Source organism: Luteibacter sp. GL_149 (assembly GCF_057834065.1).
Window position 1 is genome coordinate 2,872,325 of record NZ_CM174395.1, and the last position, 20,046, is coordinate 2,892,370.

At 61.0% G+C, this 20,046-nt stretch carries 24 protein-coding genes; 8 read left to right on the forward strand and 16 right to left on the reverse strand.

Annotation, left to right across the window (positions count from 1 at the left end; genetic code table 11):
* Nucleotides 1-11 precede the first annotated feature (11 nt).
* The 7 genes from AC3IR3_RS12710 to AC3IR3_RS12740 form a co-directional block, all read right to left on the reverse strand.
* On the reverse strand, nt 12-2,870 hold the full coding sequence (locus tag AC3IR3_RS12710; RefSeq protein ID WP_489192589.1) for a TonB-dependent receptor plug domain-containing protein: 2,859 nt from the start codon (nt 2,868-2,870) through the stop codon (nt 12-14).
* 358 nt (nt 2,871-3,228) lie between these two features.
* Entirely contained in the window at nt 3,229-3,456 is a 228-nt protein-coding gene (locus tag AC3IR3_RS12715; protein ID WP_489192592.1) for a DUF3820 family protein, read from the reverse strand.
* A gap of 21 nt (nt 3,457-3,477) precedes the next feature.
* A complete protein-coding gene (locus AC3IR3_RS12720; protein ID WP_489192594.1) occupies nt 3,478-3,714 on the reverse strand; it encodes a hypothetical protein in 237 nt (78 codons plus the stop codon).
* 63 nt (nt 3,715-3,777) lie between these two features.
* The gene (locus tag AC3IR3_RS12725) at nt 3,778-4,023 is read right to left on the reverse strand and encodes a hypothetical protein (RefSeq protein ID WP_132142949.1); all 246 of its coding nucleotides are present in this window, start codon (nt 4,021-4,023) and stop codon (nt 3,778-3,780) included.
* 163 nt (nt 4,024-4,186) lie between these two features.
* Nucleotides 4,187-4,882 (reverse strand): NADPH-dependent F420 reductase, encoded by a 696-nt coding sequence (locus tag AC3IR3_RS12730; RefSeq protein WP_489192596.1) that lies wholly within the window; start codon nt 4,880-4,882, stop codon nt 4,187-4,189.
* A gap of 84 nt (nt 4,883-4,966) precedes the next feature.
* Nucleotides 4,967-5,617 (reverse strand): PAAR domain-containing protein, encoded by a 651-nt coding sequence (locus tag AC3IR3_RS12735; RefSeq protein WP_489192598.1) that lies wholly within the window; start codon nt 5,615-5,617, stop codon nt 4,967-4,969.
* A gap of 196 nt (nt 5,618-5,813) precedes the next feature.
* Nucleotides 5,814-6,809, reverse strand: coding sequence for an Lnb N-terminal periplasmic domain-containing protein (locus AC3IR3_RS12740; protein ID WP_489192599.1), 996 nt, complete (start codon nt 6,807-6,809; stop codon nt 5,814-5,816).
* A 193-nt stretch (nt 6,810-7,002) separates the two neighbouring features.
* On the opposite strand from AC3IR3_RS12740, the gene AC3IR3_RS12745 reads away from it, so the two are divergent.
* Together AC3IR3_RS12745 and AC3IR3_RS12750 are read left to right on the forward strand one after the other, a co-directional pair.
* Nucleotides 7,003-8,877 carry an esterase/lipase family protein gene (locus tag AC3IR3_RS12745; RefSeq protein ID WP_489192601.1) on the forward strand — a complete coding sequence of 625 codons (1,875 nt, stop codon included), beginning with the start codon at nt 7,003-7,005 and terminating at the stop codon, nt 8,875-8,877.
* A gap of 36 nt (nt 8,878-8,913) precedes the next feature.
* Entirely contained in the window at nt 8,914-9,597 is a 684-nt protein-coding gene (locus tag AC3IR3_RS12750) for an HAD family hydrolase (RefSeq protein WP_489192603.1), read from the forward strand.
* Here the strand turns inward: AC3IR3_RS12750 and AC3IR3_RS12755 are convergent.
* Together AC3IR3_RS12755 and AC3IR3_RS12760 are read right to left on the reverse strand one after the other, a co-directional pair.
* Nucleotides 9,588-9,875: a WYL domain-containing protein gene (locus tag AC3IR3_RS12755; RefSeq protein ID WP_489192604.1), complete on the reverse strand. Its 288-nt coding sequence runs from the start codon at nt 9,873-9,875 to the stop codon at nt 9,588-9,590. The two genes, AC3IR3_RS12750 and AC3IR3_RS12755, sit on opposite strands and share 10 nt — an antisense overlap.
* A gap of 81 nt (nt 9,876-9,956) precedes the next feature.
* Complete coding sequence (locus AC3IR3_RS12760; protein ID WP_489192606.1) at nt 9,957-10,337, reverse strand: tautomerase family protein; 381 nt, start codon at nt 10,335-10,337, stop codon at nt 9,957-9,959.
* Between the two features lie 241 nt (nt 10,338-10,578).
* Between AC3IR3_RS12760 and AC3IR3_RS12765 the strand changes: the two genes are divergently transcribed.
* Nucleotides 10,579-10,899: a hypothetical protein gene (locus tag AC3IR3_RS12765; RefSeq protein WP_489192607.1), complete on the forward strand. Its 321-nt coding sequence runs from the start codon at nt 10,579-10,581 to the stop codon at nt 10,897-10,899.
* A 17-nt stretch (nt 10,900-10,916) separates the two neighbouring features.
* On the opposite strand, the gene arsH is transcribed toward AC3IR3_RS12765, so the two are convergent.
* Entirely contained in the window at nt 10,917-11,645 is a 729-nt protein-coding gene (gene arsH / locus AC3IR3_RS12770) for an arsenical resistance protein ArsH (protein WP_489192609.1), read from the reverse strand.
* 38 nt (nt 11,646-11,683) lie between these two features.
* On the opposite strand from arsH, the gene AC3IR3_RS12775 reads away from it, so the two are divergent.
* The 4 genes from AC3IR3_RS12775 (at nt 11,684) to AC3IR3_RS12790 (ending at nt 14,046) form a co-directional block, all read left to right on the forward strand.
* Nucleotides 11,684-12,028, forward strand: coding sequence for an ArsR/SmtB family transcription factor (locus AC3IR3_RS12775; RefSeq protein ID WP_489192611.1), 345 nt, complete (start codon nt 11,684-11,686; stop codon nt 12,026-12,028).
* Nucleotides 12,029-12,053: 25 nt separating this feature from the next.
* On the forward strand, nt 12,054-12,566 hold the full coding sequence (locus AC3IR3_RS12780; RefSeq protein ID WP_489192613.1) for an arsenate reductase ArsC: 513 nt from the start codon (nt 12,054-12,056) through the stop codon (nt 12,564-12,566).
* Complete coding sequence (arsB, locus tag AC3IR3_RS12785) at nt 12,559-13,632, forward strand: ACR3 family arsenite efflux transporter (protein ID WP_489192615.1); 1,074 nt, start codon at nt 12,559-12,561, stop codon at nt 13,630-13,632. The genes AC3IR3_RS12780 and arsB overlap by 8 nt, the downstream gene beginning before the upstream one ends.
* A 72-nt stretch (nt 13,633-13,704) precedes the next feature.
* Entirely contained in the window at nt 13,705-14,046 is a 342-nt protein-coding gene (locus AC3IR3_RS12790) for a DMT family transporter (protein WP_489192616.1), read from the forward strand.
* 61 nt (nt 14,047-14,107) lie between these two features.
* On the opposite strand, the gene AC3IR3_RS12795 is transcribed toward AC3IR3_RS12790, so the two are convergent.
* The 4 genes from AC3IR3_RS12795 to AC3IR3_RS12810 form a co-directional block, all read right to left on the reverse strand.
* On the reverse strand, nt 14,108-14,467 hold the full coding sequence (locus AC3IR3_RS12795) for a DUF1304 domain-containing protein (protein WP_489192618.1): 360 nt from the start codon (nt 14,465-14,467) through the stop codon (nt 14,108-14,110).
* An 83-nt stretch (nt 14,468-14,550) separates the two neighbouring features.
* Nucleotides 14,551-14,982, reverse strand: a complete 432-nt coding sequence (locus AC3IR3_RS12800; protein ID WP_489192620.1) for a GFA family protein — start codon at nt 14,980-14,982, stop codon at nt 14,551-14,553.
* Nucleotides 14,983-15,054: 72 nt separating this feature from the next.
* On the reverse strand, nt 15,055-15,339 hold the full coding sequence (locus AC3IR3_RS12805) for a hypothetical protein (RefSeq protein ID WP_489192622.1): 285 nt from the start codon (nt 15,337-15,339) through the stop codon (nt 15,055-15,057).
* Between the two features lie 79 nt (nt 15,340-15,418).
* Nucleotides 15,419-17,026, reverse strand: a complete 1,608-nt coding sequence (locus AC3IR3_RS12810; protein WP_489192623.1) for an MFS transporter — start codon at nt 17,024-17,026, stop codon at nt 15,419-15,421.
* 220 nt (nt 17,027-17,246) lie between these two features.
* Here AC3IR3_RS12810 and AC3IR3_RS12815 point away from each other — a divergent pair, with 220 nt between their 5' ends.
* Nucleotides 17,247-18,707, forward strand: coding sequence for a serine hydrolase domain-containing protein (locus tag AC3IR3_RS12815; RefSeq protein WP_489192625.1), 1,461 nt, complete (start codon nt 17,247-17,249; stop codon nt 18,705-18,707).
* 15 nt (nt 18,708-18,722) lie between these two features.
* On the opposite strand, the gene AC3IR3_RS12820 is transcribed toward AC3IR3_RS12815, so the two are convergent.
* Nucleotides 18,723-18,992 carry a hypothetical protein gene (locus tag AC3IR3_RS12820; RefSeq protein ID WP_489192627.1) on the reverse strand — a complete coding sequence of 90 codons (270 nt, stop codon included), beginning with the start codon at nt 18,990-18,992 and terminating at the stop codon, nt 18,723-18,725.
* A gap of 174 nt (nt 18,993-19,166) precedes the next feature.
* Entirely contained in the window at nt 19,167-20,036 is an 870-nt protein-coding gene (locus tag AC3IR3_RS12825) for an ATP-grasp domain-containing protein (RefSeq protein WP_489192628.1), read from the reverse strand.
* Nucleotides 20,037-20,046: the final 10 nt, after the last annotated feature.

The window sequence follows — 20,046 nt, forward strand, 5'->3', positions numbered from 1 at the left end:
GTTCAGGCACATCAGAACTTCACCCGCACTCCGAGGCTATAGAACCGCCCGATCACGCCATTCATCGCATAGGTCGGGTTGTAGTTGATCGCCGCATAGTTGATGGGATCCAGTGGTGCCTTCCTGTCGAAGATATTCATCACCGAGGCGTTCACGGAGAGCTTCGGCGTGAAGTCGTAACTACCCGTCAGATCCACATCCGTAAACGACGACATATGGCAGCTGGCCGGGAAGTCGGCACCCGTGAGCGTATTGGTCGAGAAACATCCGCTCGTGATGTCCGGCACCGTGAACTTCAGTCCGCTCGTGTAGTAGGCCGTTGCGGTCACCGTCGCTTTGCCGAAGCTGACACTGTTGGCCCACGAACCGCGATAGCGCGGCGTGCCCGCGCCGGAAGACAGCTGGTACGGACCATGCGTGCCAACGAACTGCAGTTCCGTGCCGTCCTGCAGGATCAGCTTCCAGCTCAGGATTTTCGTGAGCTGGATTTCGCTGGTGAAGTGCACGTTCTCGCTGAAGTCGAAATTGCCCTTCAGGTCCAGGTCGATACCTTCGGTTTTCAGCGCGTTCTGGTTCACATACGGCGCCGCCACGATCAACGGACGCGGAAGCGCGGTGGGCGCCGCGGGATCGGGACCGTCGACGGTAACGAACGAACCGGCCGGCAGTGGCAGGCCTGCGTAATAGGCGTCGAGTATCGCGTTGGAACTCTGCTGCGCGATGACGCCGGTCTTCTTGATCGCGTAATAGTCCAGCGATGCCGACAGTTGCGGGATCGGCTGGTACAGGATGCCGAAGGTGTAGCTCTTCGAACGTTCCGGCTTGATGTTCGGATTCGCGGAAGTCAGGAAGGCAAGTCCGTACGGCTGCACGTAACCGCTATTTCCATGCTGGTTCTGGAAATCCGCCGGCGGCGTGTACAGCGTGAAACCTTCGGCCGCGCTCGATCCGTTTTCCGCGAAGCTTGGCGCGCGGAAGCCCTTCGAGAAGGTGCCGCGGAACGCCAGTTCCTCGATCGGTTTCCACTTGAAGCCGATCTTCGGCGAGAAGTTATTGCCGAAGTCGGAGTAATGATCGAAACGTCCGGACAGATCGACCTCCAGCGATTCCAGGAAGGGCGCGTCGATTTCGGCGTAGACGCCGGACACCGTGCGTTTACCCCGGGTATGTGCAATACCCAGGCCCTGCGCGGCAAGATTCGGATTCAGGTCCGGATCGTCCTGCGCCTCGCGACGGATATCGATACCCGTTGCCAGACCTAGTTGACCGCCCTTCAGATCCATCAACGAACGCGACAGGCGGAAGTCGATCGATTGCAGGTCGCTCGTCGAGGTCTTTTTCAGGGGAGGCGCCAGTGCGGCGATCAACGCCTGACTATTCGCGGACGGGTTGAGGAAATTATACGTCCCGTTCGTTACCGCGGAGATCAGTTGATTGTAGTTGAGGAAGCCGAAATTGGTGACATCGAGCGACGTATGGTTGAGCACCAGCGCGGTGTCGTAGTTCCATTCGCCGAATGTGCCGGTCAGGCCGCCGACCAGACGGAAGTTGTGGTTATCGTTCACGGCGCCGCCCAGTATTCCCGGGAACCCGTAGTTGATGAGCGCCGCGTTGCCGGCGGCCGCAAACGGGTTATTCGGATTCGGCGAGCCGTCGGGCAGCGTCGCCGGCAGCGCAATAGTATTGGTGTTGTTCGGCGTACCCGCCTGGATCTGCGCGGGAAGGCCGGACACCGTCGTCTTCGTCTCGTAATAGCTGGCCCCGATATAGGCCTGCATGTTGTCCGACACCTTCAGGGTGAAGCGACCATAGACGCCACGCCGATCGATGCTCGGTGCGATGTCGCCATACAACTGATTGACGTTCTGCGAGCAATAGCTACCCGGATTGTTGGGATCCCCGGTCACCAGCGTGGTGCCGTTGGGACCGCACGGCCCAAGGGGCTGCGCAACCGCCCCCGTGTTCGGGACGCCACTGGTTACATCGCCGGGCCGGGACAGTTGACCGGGCGTGACGGTACCGACCGTGGAGCCGAGATTCAGCGACGGCTGTCCGGTGATGAGGTTATTTCCGCCGATCCGCGACAGGTCCACCGTGTTGTAAGGGAAGCCACGCTGCCGAATGCGAATATCGTCGTCCTTCTGATATTCGACACTGACATAGGCATTGTAGCCGTCCTTGTTCAGATCGCCGCCGCCGAACAACACGCTCGCACGCTTCTGCGTACCGCCGCCATGCTGTGACGTACCCACGCTCGCCGAGGCTTCCGCACCTTGATAGCCCGGCTTCAGGATGATGTTCACCACACCGGCGATGGCATCGGCGCCATACAGCGACGATGCACCGTCTTTCAGTACGTCGATGCGTTCGATCGCGTTGGTCGGAATGGTATTCAGATCGACGAACGAACGCTGCCCATCGTCGGCCAGCGCGTAACTGGCCGCACGGCGGCCATCGATCAGCACGAGAGTTGAGTTCACGGTCAGGCCGCGCAGGGCAACACCCGATGACCCGGCCGCGAAACCGGCTGTAAACGACGTGGGAATCGATCCGCTGTTGTCCGCCGATACCGCGCGGATAACGTCCGAAATAGTTGTCAGACCGCTCTTGCGGATCATGTCCGCCGTAATGACGGTCACGGGCGACGGCGTTTCGACATCGATGCGGGGGAGCGCCGAGCCAGTAACGGTGATGGTCTGCAGTTCGGTGGTCCCTTTCTGGTCCTGTGGGGCAGGAGCCGGAGGCGGCGCGGACTGCGCGAAGCTTGCGACACTCGTGCAGGCGATAGCGAAAGCGATGGCCTTTGCGAGGGAATGGCGACGATATGCCCGTAATGGGAATCGAACCCGTAGCGGGGAGCAGGTTTTCATGAGCGATCTCCGGAGCCTGTCAGGGGAGTTGAGGCGACTGGTGATCTCAAGGAGTGCCGGCACGCGCGTACGTCCGTTTTGCCTTGTGGCACGGACGCGACATCGGTGGGCGTTATGAAGTCATTAGCACTCCAGAGCAAAGGCGACCCGACACTCCGCGCCGTATCGTCATTGTCCGAAAGGCCATGCCCTCCCGCATGACCTGCGCACCCGAATGAACCGACAACATTTCATTCACGGCAGCGCAGCAAAGACGCTACGCCGAATTCACGAACCGCACAATCCACGAAATGTGAAATTCTGCGAAAACGCTCTGGCACGAACCATGCTCTATCAGCGAGGGAGTAGCTGGCCGTTTTTACGGCTTTCGCAAGGGGGTGAGCAGCGAGCGCAGACCGTTGTGGTCCAGCTCGTGCATCAGGGCCAGAAGCCGGCCCAGATCGCCCGGAGGAAATCCCTCGCGGGCGAACCACGCAAGATAAGGCCCAGGAAGGTCAGCCACGGGCGTGCCCTTGTGCTTGCCATAGGGCATCGTCAAGGTGGCGAGGCGTTTGAGGTCGTCGGGTTTGAGTGAGATATCGTCCATGGCGCGAAGCATACCGCGCGATCAGCCGGCGCCGGGATCGAAACCTTCGCGCTCGACCATCATGCGCCGTGCCGCTTCGATACCCTTTTTCATACCTTCCGCGCACGCATCCGCTTCCGATTCGTGCAAGGCGACGCAGAGCTTTTCGAGCACCTCGTCGCCATCTTCGCGGATGACGTATTTGCCGCGCCATCGGCCCGGCTTGGCCATGTAACAGGTGGCTTCCACGTCGAAATAACCGATCTTTCGATGCGTCATGATTTTCACTGCAGGGACTGTGGCCCCATGCTAACCATCGGCGATAAATATCGCGTGTAGCGCTCAGAGCAATCCGCTGACGGGACGCTTCGCGTTCGACTCGAACTCGCGCCAGATACCATCGGCGCCTTCGACGGATACAAGCACGCGTACGCCTCGCTGCGCACCGATCAGTTTCGACTGCGCGACGGCGTAGGCAATAGCTGCCACGCGCGTCGCGAAGTTCTCCATGGGCACGCCATTCAACTGGACATGCCAAAGACCGGCCAGGTCCGGATTGAACGGAATATCGTAGATCGCAAGACTCATGATCAGGCGTTACTCCACCGAGCCGGTAGAACCAACAGTCGCCGGGGGCCACGAATGCCGGGCGCTCCTCGCCATTCGCGACCCGCAAGGTTAGCGCTTTCGCCAACGAAGGAACAACGCGGTTCCGGGATTCCGGATTTTCACGCCGTCCTAACATCTCGCGTCAGCGCGGCTGCTCGAAACTACCGGGGCTGCGATCCGTCGCCTGCCAGTCGGACGTGCGCTGGCGGGATGCGTCGTTGAGACCCAGAATCAGCCGGTCGAGCTGGAAATCGGTCGTATAGACCGGCGTTCCCGGCTGTTGCCGCCAGGACTCATCCAGCGTCCCCGAGTCCACTCCGTCGAACCCCAGCGCCTCGACCAGCTTCAGGACCGTCGCCTTGGCATTGGCGTCGTCGCCCGCCACAGGCAGTGCCACGCGATCGCGCGCACCCGGCGACCGCCCCAGCTTCAACAGATGATCGGCATAGATGTTATTGAACGCCTTGATGACGGGACGGCCGATCTGGCCGGATACCCAGCGGCTTTCCGTCATGCCTTGCTCGATGCCATCGATGCGGCCATCGCGCTGGCGCGGGTAGTAGTTGCCGGTATCGACCACGACGACATGTTCGCCAACGCCTGCGAAAAGATCGCCGGGCAAATCCGGGACGCGATGTTGGGGAATGGTAACGATCACGACATCGCCGGCACGCGCGGCCTCCTGCACCGTAACCGCCGTGGCACCCGTTTCCGCGGCAAGGGATGCCAGCGTGTCCGGCCCACGCGAATTGGCGACGAATACGTCATGGCCAAGTTCGCGGAAGCGCTTCGTCAATGTCGAACCAATGTTTCCCGCCCCGATAATGCCGATCTTCATTCGAACCTCCAGATGCGATGTGTGGATGGACACGCCACCGTGGCGCTGTCCTTTCCCGGCCATTCTTTGGCCACCGTCGTGAATTCAAGGCGAGCGAGGTATGACGTCGCGTCGCGGACGGCCCCGGCGTCGACGCTGCGGTGCCGGCGGCGGCAGCTCTTCCGGCATGAAATCGATAGCGACGAGTTCGAGTCGCCGTTCCGCCGGAAACCCGAACTCGAAGTAGACGGGTGGCGCGTCGGAGAATGCCATCGTCACCGGCGCCGTAAGACCGTACGCATCGGTATAGCGCCAGTCTTCTCCGCCTTCGCTACGCGGTACGACATACGAGGTATCGGGAACCGGAAGGCCACTGACCGCGTGCGTGACCCTGAAGCGAAGGACGGGCGGCAAGGCGGCGTCCCCCTGCAGACGGCGCTCCGCGATGCAGGCCATGGATCGCGCGCGTGGCCGGATCGGGCGGATGACGTCCGCCGGGTAGCTATAGCGCCAGAGACTGCTCATGACCCATGCGCCACAGGAAGTGCGGTCGCCATGGACGGCAAAGCGCTGCCCGTCGCCGATGGGCGGCAATCCCGTTTCGACGATGGACGCGATCGTGCCGCAAGCGTCGCAGATGACCTTGTCGCCGATCCGCGCCACGGCCAGACCGTAAAGGCGCGCGACCGGACAACCGGAGATCACCCGGCCGCCATGCGTGGTGATGTCGCCGACCACGACGATGGGCCGGCTCATCGGCCGCCCTTTGCCAGGGGGCGCACGTGCCCGGGCATGTCCGGGTGTCGATCCATTGGATGGTTCCTCCATGAACCCTGGCATCGTGGACGCGTCATCCGACGCGGCCTCCTTTTGCCATTAGATCGACCTCGCATCCCTCGGGATATACGATTGTTCTGAATTACGACACGTAATAAATCCGGCAAAGCCAAACTTAACGTGCGGGCGGTACGCCATCGCGGATGACCCGCGAAAAATCGTCGCTGGCCGTCGACCCTCGCGCCCGGTCGGTGATACGCCCCTGACGACGCCATTCGTCGACTGAAAGCCGTGGATCGAGTGTGCCGTTGTCGTGCAGGTATTCGGGAAGGTAACCCGTGAGAAGGAGCCGCAGATCCATGGGTAACCCCGGATCGATACGGCGCGCCATGCGATAGACGATGGTTGTGCAGTTCGAGGTGATCGTGTTGTAGAAACGCGGTGTCGTCGTCAGTTCGTTCGCGGCGTTCACGTAAGACAGGAACAGTGAACGCATGGCCTCGCGAGGCATGCTCAACGGAAACAGGTAGTCGTCCTCATCCCGCACGTTGGTTCGCACGCGAACGATGTCGCGTTCGTCCGCCGCGATCAGCACAAGCTCGAACTGCTTGAAGAATCCACCGATCTCGGAGAAGGCTTCGCCGCGTTCGCGCCGGATCTCCATCGAAAAAACGACGTGCCTGCCGTCGGAAAAACCGAACGAGATCATGGCATGGGCAATGGCCTTGCTACCCCAGTACGAAAGGATGGCATCCGCGGATACCAGCTGGTCCAGATCGTAAGTTCGCGTGTCCCAGCGTTCGTCGAAATCGTCGTCGGTACGCCAGTCGAAGTCGCGGACATTGACCAGGGTAACGCGGCTCCCATCCACCGACCCGCGCAACAGGTGCGCTACGTCGGGAGACCATACCCGGTCGTTCGAAGGCCGGATCGTCGTCCACCACACGACAAGCAGGAGCAGCAACCCAGCGTACGCAAGCGCCGGCCACAAGGCGCGCCTTGTCACTGTCAGTGCAAGTACCGCGATGACCGCCAGCGCCCAGGTCGCGCTACCGGCCCAACGCACCGCCTGACCGCCGGGAAGCTGGTACCAGAGCGCGAAACCGCCCCATACCCCCGAAACGAATACGACGACACCCGTAAGCGCTCCAAGGACCGTCCTGATCAGCATCCCTCGCTTTCTCATCCGCGCACCCGCTTCGCGACCCCGACGGCCGTGAGGGGAAGCGTCGGGGTTCTCGCGGGATAACGCAATGGCTCGCGGCAGGACCCGCGTCATCGCCCGCGAAGTGAGGTTCTTCTTGCTTTCTGCACCAATCTATCCATCCTTCATGCGACTCACGGAGAAGTAGCGCCACGCGCCCATGTTCCAGCCACGACTTTTTCTGCTGCTCGCCCTCGCCCTCGCCTCCACCGCCTGCAATATCAATATGGTGGGGATTCGCCATGTCGCACCGCGCGACTACGTCAACGAGCGCCGCTCGGACGTCCTGAGTACCCGGCGCCTGAGCGACAGCACCATCCAGACGCTCAACGTCGTCGCGCTCTTGCCCGACGATTGCCTGGCCGAACTGGCACCCTGCGAAACGACGATCGAGGGATCGGCTGGCCTCACCGACGAGCAGCGCTTTTCCGCGCTGTCGGAACTGTGGCTGGATGTTGCGGTACGAGCCGACCCGGGTGACGGCAAACGCGCACTCGACGACCGCGCGTTGGACGCCTATATGCGTTCCGCCCGTTACGCCTACGTCTATCTGTTCCGCACGTCGCGGGCACCCACGGCACGCGCGTTCGAGCTACGCCAGGTACAGGTGATCGATTTCTATAACTTCGCCACGCAGCGCGCGATGACCCGATTCTTCGCAGCCCTGCCGAGTCTGGGCACGGACTGGACGCAAACGGAGTTCGCGGGATGGACGATTCATCGTCCGCGCTCGGATGTCCGCGTGGGCGACGGGAACGGCGTCCCCGCCGAACTGATCGCGGCGTCCGGCCTGCGCTTCGACGGTCTGAGGAATATCTACAAGCGCGACGGCTTCGGTTCCAATTTCGTCGCGGTGGCGGCTCCCGACGCGCCCGATAACACCGTGCCCTGGCGCAATCCGGACTATGCGCCGATCACCGGAACCCTGGAATTCGCGGGCGATACCGCGGCCGCCGTACTCGCCGTAAAGGACGTCAGCATCCTCGCCAGCGATCCCTATCACGACGGAAGCGTTACGTTCGGTGGCCAGAAGGTTCCGCTGGCAGCCAACTTCACAGCGCCGTACGGCGTATGGCTGGCCCGCTCGGGCTTCGCCAGCCAGTCGATCCGCTCCCTGCTGGGTCGCGAGGGCGGCCTGAAAACGCCGCGCGTTCTTTTGATGCAGCCTTACGATCCGAATCGCATCACCGTGATCATGCTGCATGGGCTGGCCAGTAGCCCCGAGGCGTGGGTCAACGTGGACAACGAGGTCATGGGCGACGACGACCTCCGCCGCACTTACCAGATATGGCAGGTCTACTATCCCACCAACGCGCCGGTCGCCGTGAATCTCGCCAATATCCGCAAAGCGCTGGACGCGACGCTCGCGCATTTCGATCCCTCGGGCCAGGCCCGTGCCTCGCACAATATCGTGCTGGTCGGCCACAGCATGGGCGGCGTCATCGCCCGCCTGCTGGTGTCCACCAGCGACGAAAGCCTCTGGAATGTCATACCGCTCCGGCGCGACCTCTCGCCCGAACGCCAACGCCAGGTACGCGAACGCCTGACCCCCTATCTGCGTTTCTCGCCGATGCCGGGAGTGACGCGTGCCGTCTTCCTCGCCTCGCCGCATCGCGGTACCCCGTACGCCCAGCATCGGATCGCACGCTGGCTGGGCAATCTTATCCGCCTGCCCGCCGACCTGCTGAAAGAGGTGGCCAGCGTATCGGACGCCTGGAACCCGGGCGTCGACGGCGGCTCCGCCCGTATCCCGAACAGCGTCGACAACCTCAGCGACAAAGATCCGTTCATCCGCGCCACGGCCAGCCTGCCTATCTCGCCGGCCGTCCGCTACCACACGATCGTCGGGGTATATAAGCTGAAAGGACCGCTTGCGGACAGCAGCGACGGCGTCGTGCCTTATGCCAGCGCACATCTGGATGGCGCCGAGTCCGAACTCGCGGTACCGTCATGGCATAGCGTCCAGGAAACGCCGCAGGCCATTCTGGAACTACGCCGCATCCTCAGGGAACACGCGGCGGCAGTAACGAACTGAACCATCGCGTGGCAAGCATCTGGAGGGCGGGTGGCCATGGTCCTTTTTCCCGCGACACCCATGGCCGTCTTCTTCGACCTGGACGGTGTCCTGTTCGATACCGAAATACTCTATCGGGATGCGCTTCGCGAAACCGCGACAGCGGCGGGAATCGATGTACCGCTGTCGTTATGCGACCGGATGGTCGGCCTCCACGCGCAGGCGGCACGCATGCTGCTGCGCGAACATGTCGGCAACGACATCGACCTCGACGAGCTATGGAGCGCCGCCGCGGGACGTATCCGGACGAAACTGGAAACCGAATTGCGCGTCAAGGCCGGTGCCATCGAGCTGCTGGATACGCTGGATGAATTCGGCATACCCAGGGCCGTGGTGACCTCGTCCTCGCATATGGTGGCCACGCATCACCTTGAAGCGTCCGGGCTGCGCGATCGCTTCGACGCGGTGGTCGCCTCCGGCGATTGCGAGCGCACCAAGCCGTACCCCGATCCTTACCTGCTCGCCGCCCGCATCCTCAACAAGCCACCCCTGTGCTGCCTGGCACTGGAAGACTCGCATCTGGGCGTCCGCTCCGCCGTCGCCGCGGGCGTCCCGACGATCATGGTGCCCGACCTGTTGCCCGCCAACGCGGAAATGCGCCGCATGGCGATCCATGTCGCGAATGATCTGCACGAAGTGAATAAGCGGCTACGCGAGGCCTGCATCATCGCTCACAGCTGACACTGGATCGTCGCGAACGCCCCATCGCTGTGCCGGTAGTCCGGCCGGGCTCCGGCGAAATGCCGATCCAGCACCCTCAGGCCGATCATTTTCTCCATGCGGAAGAACTTCCATCCCGTCGTGGCTCCCGAAAGGCTGTCGCCTTCGATCTGGTATGCGCTGAGCAGACCATCGCCTTTTGCATCCACGCCGTACGCATGGGGCTCCACGACACGCTCGCTGCCGTCGTAGCTGAAGATGAGCAGCCGGTGCTGCGCTATGGCCAGACAAATGGACATCGCCCGAGCATACGCCTGCCGTGTGGCAGTGGCGCGAAGGCAGACCCGACGACCGGAGGCCGATTGCCGGACCCGGAACGGTCAGGCGTACTGGGCTTCGCCGTTGCCGAAGGACCAGTTTTCTTTCACCACTTCCACCAGATTGATGAACACGTCCTCGCGACGCTGGCCCATCCGTTCGTGAAGCCCGTCCGCGACGGCCTTATAGAAGGCCTTCTTCATGTCCACGGTACGTCCGCCGTTGAGCGTGACCTGGATGAAAACACAGGCATCGGTACGATCGATGCCCAGATAAGTACGGTCGATCACGAGGTCGCCGGCCGGATGTTCGGTGATGATCTGGAACCGGTCATTCTCGGGCACGTTGAGCGTGGCGCGCATGGCCTGATAGATGACATCGCCGATGGTATCGCGCTCGTCGCTGGAGCGGCCCGACAGCAGATCGACTCGAACCAGGGGCATGACCGTTTCTCCGGTGGGGGCTTTGAGGGGTTTGTCGATATTACAGATGAACCGGCGATGGCGTCCGCTAATTGCCCCATAAATTCAGACTTTTCGGAATTTTCGTTTCTCCCGTTGACCCCACGCAACGCCCACGCGATCCTCTGCGCATCGCCACGCTTCACGTGTCGACCGGCTGTCCGGACATCCGGGTATCTGCCATCCGCATGACGCAATCACACACTCTTACATGGACGTCCCGATGAGCGAAAACAATCTGCCCCGCTATACCCTTCCCGACGCACGCGCGTTGTTCGCGTCCACCGGCGTGACCCTGCGCTGTCCGGTCTGCCGGGACAAACGCGATGTCGCGCCTTCCGATCTGCACGACGCAATGACGGTGCGCCTTACTGGCGCGCGCAGCGTCGCCGACCTGCTGGTCGATGCGCAAAGTGTCGACGTCGAAACAGCCACGGTCTCGCGCGCCGCCTACCTCATCCGCGGCCTGCTCGACGAAGCCATCGACATTTACGCGCAACTCGGCGTCGCGGCGTACCGCTCGGGCGCCGCAGGCGTGCGCTGAAGCGGGAACTCCCCCGCTCAGCTTCCCGTCGTCTCGACAGCCTGCGCGGCGCGTGCAAGGGCAGCCTGTTCGGCATCGCCCTTGCGCTCGCTGTAGCGGCTGACGAGGTAGTCGCTACGGCCACGCACCATCAGCGTGAACTTCACCAGTTCCTCCATTACGTCCACCACCCGGTCGTAGTATGCCGATGGCTTCATGCGCCCCTGCTCGTCGAATTCCTGCCACGCCTTGGGGACCGACGACTGATTGGGGACGGTCACCATGCGCATCCAGCGGCCAAGCACGCGCAGCGCATTGACCACGTTGAACGACTGCGAGCCACCGCTGACCTGCATCACCGCCAGCGTGCGGCCCTGCGTGGGACGTACGCTGCCCTCTTCGAGCGGCAACCAGTCGATCTGGTTCTTGAACACGCCGGTGATCGTCCCGTGACGTTCGGGACTCACCCACACCTGCCCCTCCGACCATTGCGACCACTCGCGCAGACGGCGTACTTCGGGATGGCTGGACGGAACGCTATCGAGTACCGGCAAGTCGTGCGGATCGAATACACGCGTTTCCGCCCCCAGGCGCCTGAGCACCCGTTCGGCTTCGTGCGCCAGTTTCCTGCTGAACGACTGAGGCCGCAGCGAACCGTACAGAATGAGGATACGCGGCGGATGATCGGCATCGCCCGGCAGGCGCAATCGCTCGATATCGGGCGGCGACAGATGGTCGGGCAATACGTTGGGGAGTTCGGTGGTCATGGCTTGTCCGGCATTTACTATTCGACTATTCTAGTTTTATGGAAACGAAAGAAGCAATCGACGCCCTCACCGCTCTCGGCCATGCCACCCGCCTGGCCATTTTTCGACTGCTGGTGGTCGCGGGGCCGGCGGGCCGCATGGCCGGCGATCTGGCGGAAACCCTGAGCGTCCCGGGCGCCACACTGTCGTTCCATCTCAAGGAACTGGCCGCTGCGGGACTGATCGCCGGCGAGCAGCAGGGGCGATACATCTGCTATCGCGCCAACTTCGATGCCATGAATGGCCTGATCGCCTATCTCACTTTCAATTGCTGCGCGGGCAGCGATTCGACGAACTGCGCTCCGGTCGACGGCGCCTGCCTCCCGGACGGTTCGTGCAAATAAACCTTCGACTCACCGGAATCTCGCCATGACTCACCGCGTGCTATTCGTCTGTACCGGAAATTCCGCCCGTAGCGTGCTGGCCGAAGCGACGCTACGTGCCTGGGGAGGTTCCCGCTTCGAAGCATTCAGCGCGGGAAGCAAACCTGCAGGCACGATCAATCCCTACGCGCTGCAAATCCTGACCGCGGAAGGCATCGCCACGGCGGGACTACGCAGTAAATCCTGGGACGAGTTTTCCGGCGACGACGCGCCTGCCATCGATCTCGTCGTCACTGTCTGCGACAGCGCCGCCGCGGAAGCATGTCCCGTATTTTTCGGGGATTTCGTGCGAACGCACTGGGGGCTTCCCGACCCCGCCGCCGTCGAAGGCAGCGATGACGATAAGCAGGCCGCATTCAAACTGGCCCACGCCGTGATCAAGGCGCGCCTGCTTGCCTTCCTCACGTTACCGGCCTCCACATGGGCCGACCGCGAGATGTTGAAGATCGCACTGGACCGCATCGGATTCATTCAGTCCGAGGACGCGGCGCATGTCTGAGGTGGCATCGAAACGACTGGCTATCGGCGTATTCGAGCGCTATCTGACACTGTGGGTCGTAGCGTGCATCGTGCTGGGGACGGCACTGGGCCACCTGCTTCCGCGCACTTTCGAAACCCTGGGAACGCTGGAAGTCGCGAAGGTCAATCTGCCTGTCGCCGTCCTGATCTGGCTGATGATTATTCCGATGTTGCTGAAGATCGACTTCGGCGCGATGCGCCATGTCGGACGACAGTGGAAAGGTATCGGCGTCACCCTGTTCATCAACTGGGCGGTGAAACCTTTTTCGATGACGCTGCTGGGCTGGGTATTCCTGCGTCACGTATTCGCGGCGTACCTGCCCGCAGCGCAGATCGATTCGTACGTCGCGGGATTGATCCTGCTCGCGGCGGCGCCGTGCACCGCCATGGTGTTCGTCTGGAGCAACCTGTGCGACGGCGAGCCGAACTTCACCCTGAGTCAGGTCGCCATCAACGACGCGATCATGGTATTCGCCTTCGCACCGCTGGTTGCCCTGCTTCTCGGCATGTCCGCGATAACCGTACCCTGGGCGACGCTCGCGCTATCGGTCGGGCTGTATATCGTCGTCCCCGTCATCGGTGCCACCGTGTTGCGGCGACTGATCGTCGCCAGGTCGGGTCACGACGGTCTTGCCACATGGCTGCACCGATTCGCACCGGTCTCGCTCGTCGCGTTGTTGCTGACACTGACCCTGCTGTTCGGATTCCAGGGCAAGCAGATCATCGCCCAGCCTCTGGTCATTGCCATCCTCGCCATACCCATTCTGGTGCAGGTCTACTTCAATTCGGGACTGGCCTATCTGCTCAACCGCTGGCTAGGCGTCGAACACTGCATCGCCGGCCCGTCGGCGCTGATTGGCGCGAGCAACTTCTTCGAACTTGCCGTCGCCGCGGCGGTAAGCCTGTTCGGACTGAACTCCGGTGCCGCGCTCGCCACGGTCGTCGGAGTACTGGTGGAAGTACCGGTCATGCTGTCGGTCGTGCGCATCGTCAATGCGTCCCGCCGCTGGTACGAACTCCCCAGCCGAAAAACATTGCGCACGTAAACGCCGGACTGTCGAGTCTCGACGATCCGGCGCCACTGGCCTAACGTACGGTTCTTTGCGGAGCAAAGCGCGATGAACTGGCTTTCCTATCTTGCGTTGCTTGGCGCCATCGTCTTTGAAGTCGTCGGCACCTCGTCCCTGAAAGCCAGCGAAGGCTTCAGCAAAACGGTCCCGACCGTGGTGTCGCTGGCAGCTTACGGCATCGCGTTCTACTTCCTGTCGCTTACGCTTCGGCACATTCCCGTCGCCATCGCTTACGCGATCTGGAGCGGGCTGGGTATCGTGCTGATCGCGGCAGTAGGCTGGGTACGATTCGGGCAGAAGCTCGATGCATGGGGATTGACCGGCATCGGGTTGATCCTTGCCGGAGTACTCGTGGTCAACCTGCTTTCGAAGTCGGTGGAACACGGTTGACCGGAAATACCGGCTCGGGCCACCGGACTTTGCGGCAAGCGCAAGCAGGAATATGGGTGCCTCAGGGCACGAATATCTGCGCCGCCAACGCAAGAACAGCCGGCAACGCCTGCACATACAGAATGCGCTTGCTGGCCGTAATACCGCCCCACACGCCGGCTACCACGACACACGCCAGACCGTAGAAGACAAAACCCGTGCCGACGGGTCCACCCAGTACGAGCCCGAGAATCAGGGCCGCCACCAGAAAGCCGTTGTACAGGCCCTGATTCGAGGCAAGCGTGACGGTCTCTTTGGCAAACTGTGGCGTCATGCCAAAGACTTTGGGTCCCCGGCTCTGCCAGAGAAACATCTCCAGTACGACGATATAGACGTGAATCACGATGACCAGCAGGGTCAGGATGGTCGCGAGAATTGCCATCGCACCTCAGCTCCTTCTTTCGGGTTGACGGGATGGCCGGGCTTTCCGGGAAGTCCGTTGCCACGCGGCAGAGGATACTCGTTCTAAACGCGGCTCTCGACGTACTCGACCCGGCCAATCCAGTTGCGCTTCCTGCGGGCCAGCCGCGATTCCTTCGCTTCGCCATCGAAGCTTCCCGATGTATGCCGGAGGAGTGCCGGATCGACATCGTCGAACGCGTTGACGCTTACGACGGCGAATAGCTGGCCGTCTATCAGGCTGGTTACGACGGGTACTACGCCACATCGTGAACACGTGTGGAATTCCGCCGTGCCAGTGTCGAATGAATATCTGGAAACGAGCCGGGAATTTTCGACGACGACTTTCAAGCTGCTATCCGGATTGGCCGTCCATACGCCACCGTGCTTTGTGCAGAATGAACAGTCGCAAGCGCGAGCGGGAATTTCAACCGGATCGGGCTCCCATGTGAGGGAGAACAAGATGTTGCCGCAATGACATTTACCGTGAATCAACATGTGTTCGATATCCGCTGGTACGACCTGTTGCCCTGCCCCGCCCGATGCCGCAATTCATAACTTGCGAGTTGCCTACGGCGAATACTCAGCTATTTCCGCAACTGACTCAATATGAAACGAGATGGTCGAGTCCTCGATGGAGATGCAAGCGAAAACGGCATCGGAGAACTCGTCAAGGAGTGCCTCCCCGGTAGCGTCAAAGTTATTCTCGGCGTGGAGCATGATTTTTTCTCCATCCCAAAGACATCGGACGTTTTTATGCCACGGCCGCACGACGAATTCTTCCGAGATGTCGGTCGCCGCCATCGTTCCGGCACCGTCCGGCACACCTTTGCAGGAAAGAATGACGCGAAACATATTGTCCTTGATCCATACCGTAAAACTTGATCATTCCGGTTGCACAAGCCCTGCCCATCCTCACGCCACTCAGCTTACCCTAATCGCCAGAACGTTCGTCCACCGGCCTTCCCGGACGCTCCGCGATGAAAATCCATGCGCTAATCGCGCTAAGCAGCGCAAGCGTTGCGGAAACCAGCATGACCCATCGGAATCCCGACACAAACGATACGTCAATCGCATGCCTCATCGCTGAGGTCGCCGAAGCCGGATATCCGCCGGGGATAACCATGCCGGCCAGTTTCTGACGTTGCGTCACGATGGACGACACGAGCTCCGCCGGCACCCGTACGGATGCGAGTTCATGGTTTAGCCTGACATTGAACGCCCACGTCAGAACGATGCCGAAAATCGCGATCGCCAGCAATCCGGCGGCGCGGGAAACGGCGTTATTGATACCGGAGGCAGTACCCGCCCGTTCCGGCCCAAGGGCATTCATGACCGTGGTAGTCAGCGGCGCTATCGTAACGGTCATACCAAAACCGAGAACGCAAATCGCCGGGAAAAATGTCGTCCAGTAATTGCTGCCCACGGACGGTACGGCGAGCAAAGCGAACCCAAACGCCGCCACGATGGGACCTGCGACCAGCGGTAGCCTTGGGCCGAATACGTCTACCAGGGTTCCTGCCCAACGGGACAGGAAAAACATGATCGCTATGAACGGCAGCAGGGCGGCCCCCGCGAACGTGGCACCGTAACCCTGAACCTGGATCAGATTGAGCGGGAGGAAGAACAGGCTTCCCCCGAGCGCGGCATATAGCAATAAGGTCAGGAGATTGGCCCCTGCGAAATTGCGTTCGCGAAAGAGCGACAGCGGCAACATAGGTGCGGCACTACGACCTTCACCTTCCACCCAGACGAACAGGACGAGCGCAACGATGCCGATGCAGGCAGCCATCCAGACGGGTGTTGCCCCCCATCCGCGGCTCGGTGCCTCGATAAGCGCGAACACCACACCTGCCAGCCCGATGGTTGCGAGGCAGGGCCCCATCGCGTCGATCGGGCTGCTACCACCCGAACCCCGGCTTTCGGGCACCTTCGCCATGCAGATCAGCAGCAGCGCGATACCTATGGGCACGTTTATCAGAAAGGCCCAGATCCACGAATAGTGCTCGACGAGAAAGCCGCCAATCACCGGTCCGATAGCAGCTGTGATGCCACTGAAAGCGGACCACGTACCGATGGCGGCGCCGCGTTCCGACTGAGGGAACGTGGCACTGATGAGTGCCAGGCTTCCGGGTACGAGCAGGGCTGCGCCTATACCTTGCACTGCCCGCGCGGCGATAAGCTGGCCGACGCCAACGGACAAGGAACACCCGATCGAGGAAAGAGCGAACAGGACAATCCCGATCATGAAGATACGCCGACGCCCGAAACGATCGCCGAGCACGCCTCCCACCAATAGCAGCGATGCCAGGAACAGCGCGTACGACTCCATGACCCATTGCGCATCGGACGTGGTAGCCCCCAGATCCCGTTGAATGGACGGAAGTGCCACGTTAACGACGGTGCCATCGATGAACGCCAGACCCGATCCTAGTACCGCGGCGACAAGCGTCCAGCGACGCGATGACGCAGAGCAAGGCACATCCACGTCACCGTGCAGAATGCTGCCGTCGTCGCTGGGAAGCTTTCCGATCTGACTCATGACGTCCGCGAGATATCGACCTTGCCGAAGCTTACTCCGGCCGATTCAACCGCATCGGCAGCAAATACGAAGCATGGGCACGTGCTGGTAAACCTTTTCCATACTCCGCGCATCGGACAAGGGGCGCGCGAAGGATCGATGCGTCTGTCGACCTGCCAGCCCGCCGCCACAACAACAATTCCTCGCCGTCGGATGGCTTCTTTCACAACAAGGTGCATCGATGACGTTCATGCTTATTACCCGCATTGCCGCACTCTCGATAGCTATCCTGACAACTGGCTGCGCTACATCCGGCCATGTAGATATACGCAAGGCGGTCGAGAACGGCCTGATGCCGAGGACAGTGGTTCAGGGCGAGCCAGCGCGGACATTCAATGTTTACGACCGCATGAAACGCTATCGCGTCCCGGCCATGAGCGTCGCCGTCATTCGTGGCGGCGACGTGATCTGGACTGCCGTCTACGAACTGCCTTCGACCACTCCGCCTGCAATGTCCGAAGACACCGTCTTCCAGGCAGCATCCATCAGTAAGAGCGTGACCGGTCTGCTGGCAACCCGCCTCGCCCAGGCCGGCAAGATCGATCTGGATACCGACATCGATATCTACCTGGCGCCCATGCGGCTACCACCCGGCAAGCAAACACCAGACAACCCCGTTACCCTGCGCAAGCTTCTTACGCATACCGCCGGGGCAACCGTGCCGGGCTTTCCGGGCTATCCACCGGGCACTGCGATCCCCACGGACGAGCAGGTCGTGTCCGGTCATGCACCTGCATCGACCGCACCCGTAACTATCGCGACCGTGCCGGGTACGAATTACGCGTACTCAGGCGGCGGCTATACCGTTGCGCAGGTTGCTCTCGAACGACGTATGGGACAGACCTATGAGCAACTGATGAGACAATGGGTAATCGATCCGTTGCAGATGCGACACAGCACCTTCGAACAGCCGTTGCCCGCAAGCGTTACGAAGCGTGCGACAGGCCATTTCTACGATGGAACTGAAATCCCTGGAGGTGCCAATATTTACCCGGAGAAAGCCGCCGCCGGATTATGGACGACTCCCAGGGATCTGGCTCTTTTTGTGACAGCAATGCGGCGTGCCTATCTGCAAGGCGACTCATTCCTGACCACGGAATGGGCACACAACATGCTGATGCCGGCACTCAACAAGTACGCTTTCGGTGTGTTTGTCGCCGGTGAGGGAGCCCATCGTCGAGTCATGCACTCAGGTGGAAACGCAGGGTTTAAAAGCACCTATGCGATGTACCTGGACAGCGGCGACGGCATAGTGGTGATGACCAACGGGGACAACGGCTCTTATCTGGGTGGCGAGTACGTCAAAGCCGTCGCCGCAGCGTACGACTGGCCGGACTTTCGCCCGCGCGTTGCCGAAATGGTCCCCGTGGATCGCGACGCGGCGGTAGCCCACCTTGGCACGTATCGCTTTGACAACACCCCTGAACGCACTCCGGATATCGTCGTACTGACAAAGAAAAACGATGACTGGTCGCTGATGCTTCCCGACATCGGAGTGGTACGTCTGATCCCTACCGGGCCGAGGAGTTTCGTTTCGCTGGAAACTGGGGAAACCATCGAAATGTCGGCCAAGGGAACACCGTTGACGCTATCGATCGGCGGGCGACGTGCGACATTCGATGGCGGTAAGCAAATGCCGTGAGCCCTGGAAAGAAAATTACTCATTCTTCTTTGCCCTAAGCCCATTCGATTCTTCCTCTCGGGCTTCTATCGCTTCACAGATGGTGTCGTGCAGCAACCAAAGAATGTCATCCTTAATCACGTCATTCATTCCTAGAAAGGGCGTCAGCCCATCCCCGTAAAGAAGTGCAGACAAACCTGCCGCTTGCCTTAACTTACGATCAAGTGTGTCTGTTGCCGCCTCTCGATATCCACCTTTACCTGCGTAATTCCAACGTATACCGTTCTGCGATTCTGCTAAATCCATTTCGACTATGCTCCGTATTGTCATAATCCGCTCCTTTCAAACACTGAAGAAGGAGCCACCGAACCTGTGGTGGCAGATGCCTGGGGTGGCGCGTCCGGCAAAGAGACCTTCAATGCGAGTAACTCCGCGCCGATGCGATGCCGAGCGGAATTTTCCGATAACGTCCGGACGACATCAGACAGCCAAACGCTTCCATATATTGCCCGCAAAGCGCTCCGCAGCCTCAGGGTAAGCCTCGAGATGCAGAAAGGGTTCGATCATTTCCAGCTCCATCAGCAGGAAATTACCTTGGGCAACCACCCCGTCCACGCGTGCATAGGCGGCGTCGGCATGGCCGATCGCTGCCGCGGCCGCAAGGGCAAGTTTCGCGCTGGCGATAAGAGCCGCATCGGGCTCGACGAGTTCTGCGGTACCACCGAAGTCGGACTGCACGCGATAGTCGCCGGCGGCCGGTCGCTTGATCACCGCATGGCTGTACTCGCCGTCGAAAAAAAGCAATGACCATTCACCATCGCTGACAACTTCGGGGACGTAGGGCTGCACCAGATAGTCGAATTCCAGCGGCAGTTGCGCGATGGCGCGCTCGAACCCTGCTTCGCCAACCACGCCGCGTGCCGTATGCCAGGCCGTGCCGCTGATTGTCGGTTTAACGACGACTTCCTGTGCGGTCATCGTGGCCAGCGTTTGCTGCAACTCCTTCGCCGATACGATCTGCGTAGGAATAATATCGACGCCCTGCTCCGCGAGTTCGAGCAGATAACGCTTGTCGCTATTCCAGCGCAGCAGGTCTTTGTTGTTAATTGTCGGAACGGGCAACTGGTCCAGCCATTGCCTGAAGGCCGCGTAGTGCTTGAAGTAATCCCAGATCGAACGGATCAGCACCGCATCGAATGTCACCCAATCCACGGCGGAATCGTTCCAGACGCAGGCGGTGGACTCGATGCCAAGGCGCCGCAGCGAAGCCACAAAATGGCTATCGTCCTGATGGATGTCCGGAACAATCACGGACGTAGCGATGGCAAGACGAATAACGGAAGCAGACATGGCGAAACCA

Bases quoted from the DNA above. Each gene is read 5' to 3' on its own strand.
- AC3IR3_RS12825 (WP_489192628.1), bottom strand. From the start codon at position 20,036: ATGTCTGCTTCCGTTATTCGTCTTGCCATCGCTACGTCCGTGATTGTT.
- AC3IR3_RS12820 (WP_489192627.1), bottom strand. From the start codon at position 18,992: ATGGATTTAGCAGAATCGCAGAACGGTATACGTTGGAATTACGCAGGT.
- AC3IR3_RS12795 (WP_489192618.1), bottom strand. From the start codon at position 14,467: ATGGCAATTCTCGCGACCATCCTGACCCTGCTGGTCATCGTGATTCAC.
- AC3IR3_RS12745 (WP_489192601.1), top strand. From the start codon at position 7,003: ATGTTCCAGCCACGACTTTTTCTGCTGCTCGCCCTCGCCCTCGCCTCC.
- AC3IR3_RS12730 (WP_489192596.1), bottom strand. From the start codon at position 4,882: ATGAAGATCGGCATTATCGGGGCGGGAAACATTGGTTCGACATTGACG.
- AC3IR3_RS12760 (WP_489192606.1), bottom strand. From the start codon at position 10,337: ATGCCCCTGGTTCGAGTCGATCTGCTGTCGGGCCGCTCCAGCGACGAG.
- AC3IR3_RS12725 (WP_132142949.1), bottom strand. From the start codon at position 4,023: ATGAGTCTTGCGATCTACGATATTCCGTTCAATCCGGACCTGGCCGGT.
- AC3IR3_RS12740 (WP_489192599.1), bottom strand. From the start codon at position 6,809: ATGCTGATCAGGACGGTCCTTGGAGCGCTTACGGGTGTCGTCGTATTC.
- arsH (WP_489192609.1), bottom strand. From the start codon at position 11,645: ATGACCACCGAACTCCCCAACGTATTGCCCGACCATCTGTCGCCGCCC.
- AC3IR3_RS12765 (WP_489192607.1), top strand. From the start codon at position 10,579: ATGAGCGAAAACAATCTGCCCCGCTATACCCTTCCCGACGCACGCGCG.
- AC3IR3_RS12715 (WP_489192592.1), bottom strand. From the start codon at position 3,456: ATGGACGATATCTCACTCAAACCCGACGACCTCAAACGCCTCGCCACC.
- AC3IR3_RS12720 (WP_489192594.1), bottom strand. From the start codon at position 3,714: ATGACGCATCGAAAGATCGGTTATTTCGACGTGGAAGCCACCTGTTAC.
- AC3IR3_RS12750 (WP_489192603.1), top strand. From the start codon at position 8,914: ATGGTCCTTTTTCCCGCGACACCCATGGCCGTCTTCTTCGACCTGGAC.
- AC3IR3_RS12755 (WP_489192604.1), bottom strand. From the start codon at position 9,875: ATGTCCATTTGTCTGGCCATAGCGCAGCACCGGCTGCTCATCTTCAGC.
- AC3IR3_RS12790 (WP_489192616.1), top strand. From the start codon at position 13,705: ATGAACTGGCTTTCCTATCTTGCGTTGCTTGGCGCCATCGTCTTTGAA.
- AC3IR3_RS12805 (WP_489192622.1), bottom strand. From the start codon at position 15,339: ATGTTTCGCGTCATTCTTTCCTGCAAAGGTGTGCCGGACGGTGCCGGA.
- AC3IR3_RS12815 (WP_489192625.1), top strand. From the start codon at position 17,247: ATGACGTTCATGCTTATTACCCGCATTGCCGCACTCTCGATAGCTATC.
- AC3IR3_RS12810 (WP_489192623.1), bottom strand. From the start codon at position 17,026: ATGAGTCAGATCGGAAAGCTTCCCAGCGACGACGGCAGCATTCTGCAC.
- AC3IR3_RS12710 (WP_489192589.1), bottom strand. From the start codon at position 2,870: ATGAAAACCTGCTCCCCGCTACGGGTTCGATTCCCATTACGGGCATAT.
- arsB (WP_489192615.1), top strand. From the start codon at position 12,559: ATGTCTGAGGTGGCATCGAAACGACTGGCTATCGGCGTATTCGAGCGC.
- AC3IR3_RS12780 (WP_489192613.1), top strand. From the start codon at position 12,054: ATGACTCACCGCGTGCTATTCGTCTGTACCGGAAATTCCGCCCGTAGC.
- AC3IR3_RS12775 (WP_489192611.1), top strand. From the start codon at position 11,684: ATGGAAACGAAAGAAGCAATCGACGCCCTCACCGCTCTCGGCCATGCC.
- AC3IR3_RS12735 (WP_489192598.1), bottom strand. From the start codon at position 5,617: ATGAGCCGGCCCATCGTCGTGGTCGGCGACATCACCACGCATGGCGGC.
- AC3IR3_RS12800 (WP_489192620.1), bottom strand. From the start codon at position 14,982: ATGTTGATTCACGGTAAATGTCATTGCGGCAACATCTTGTTCTCCCTC.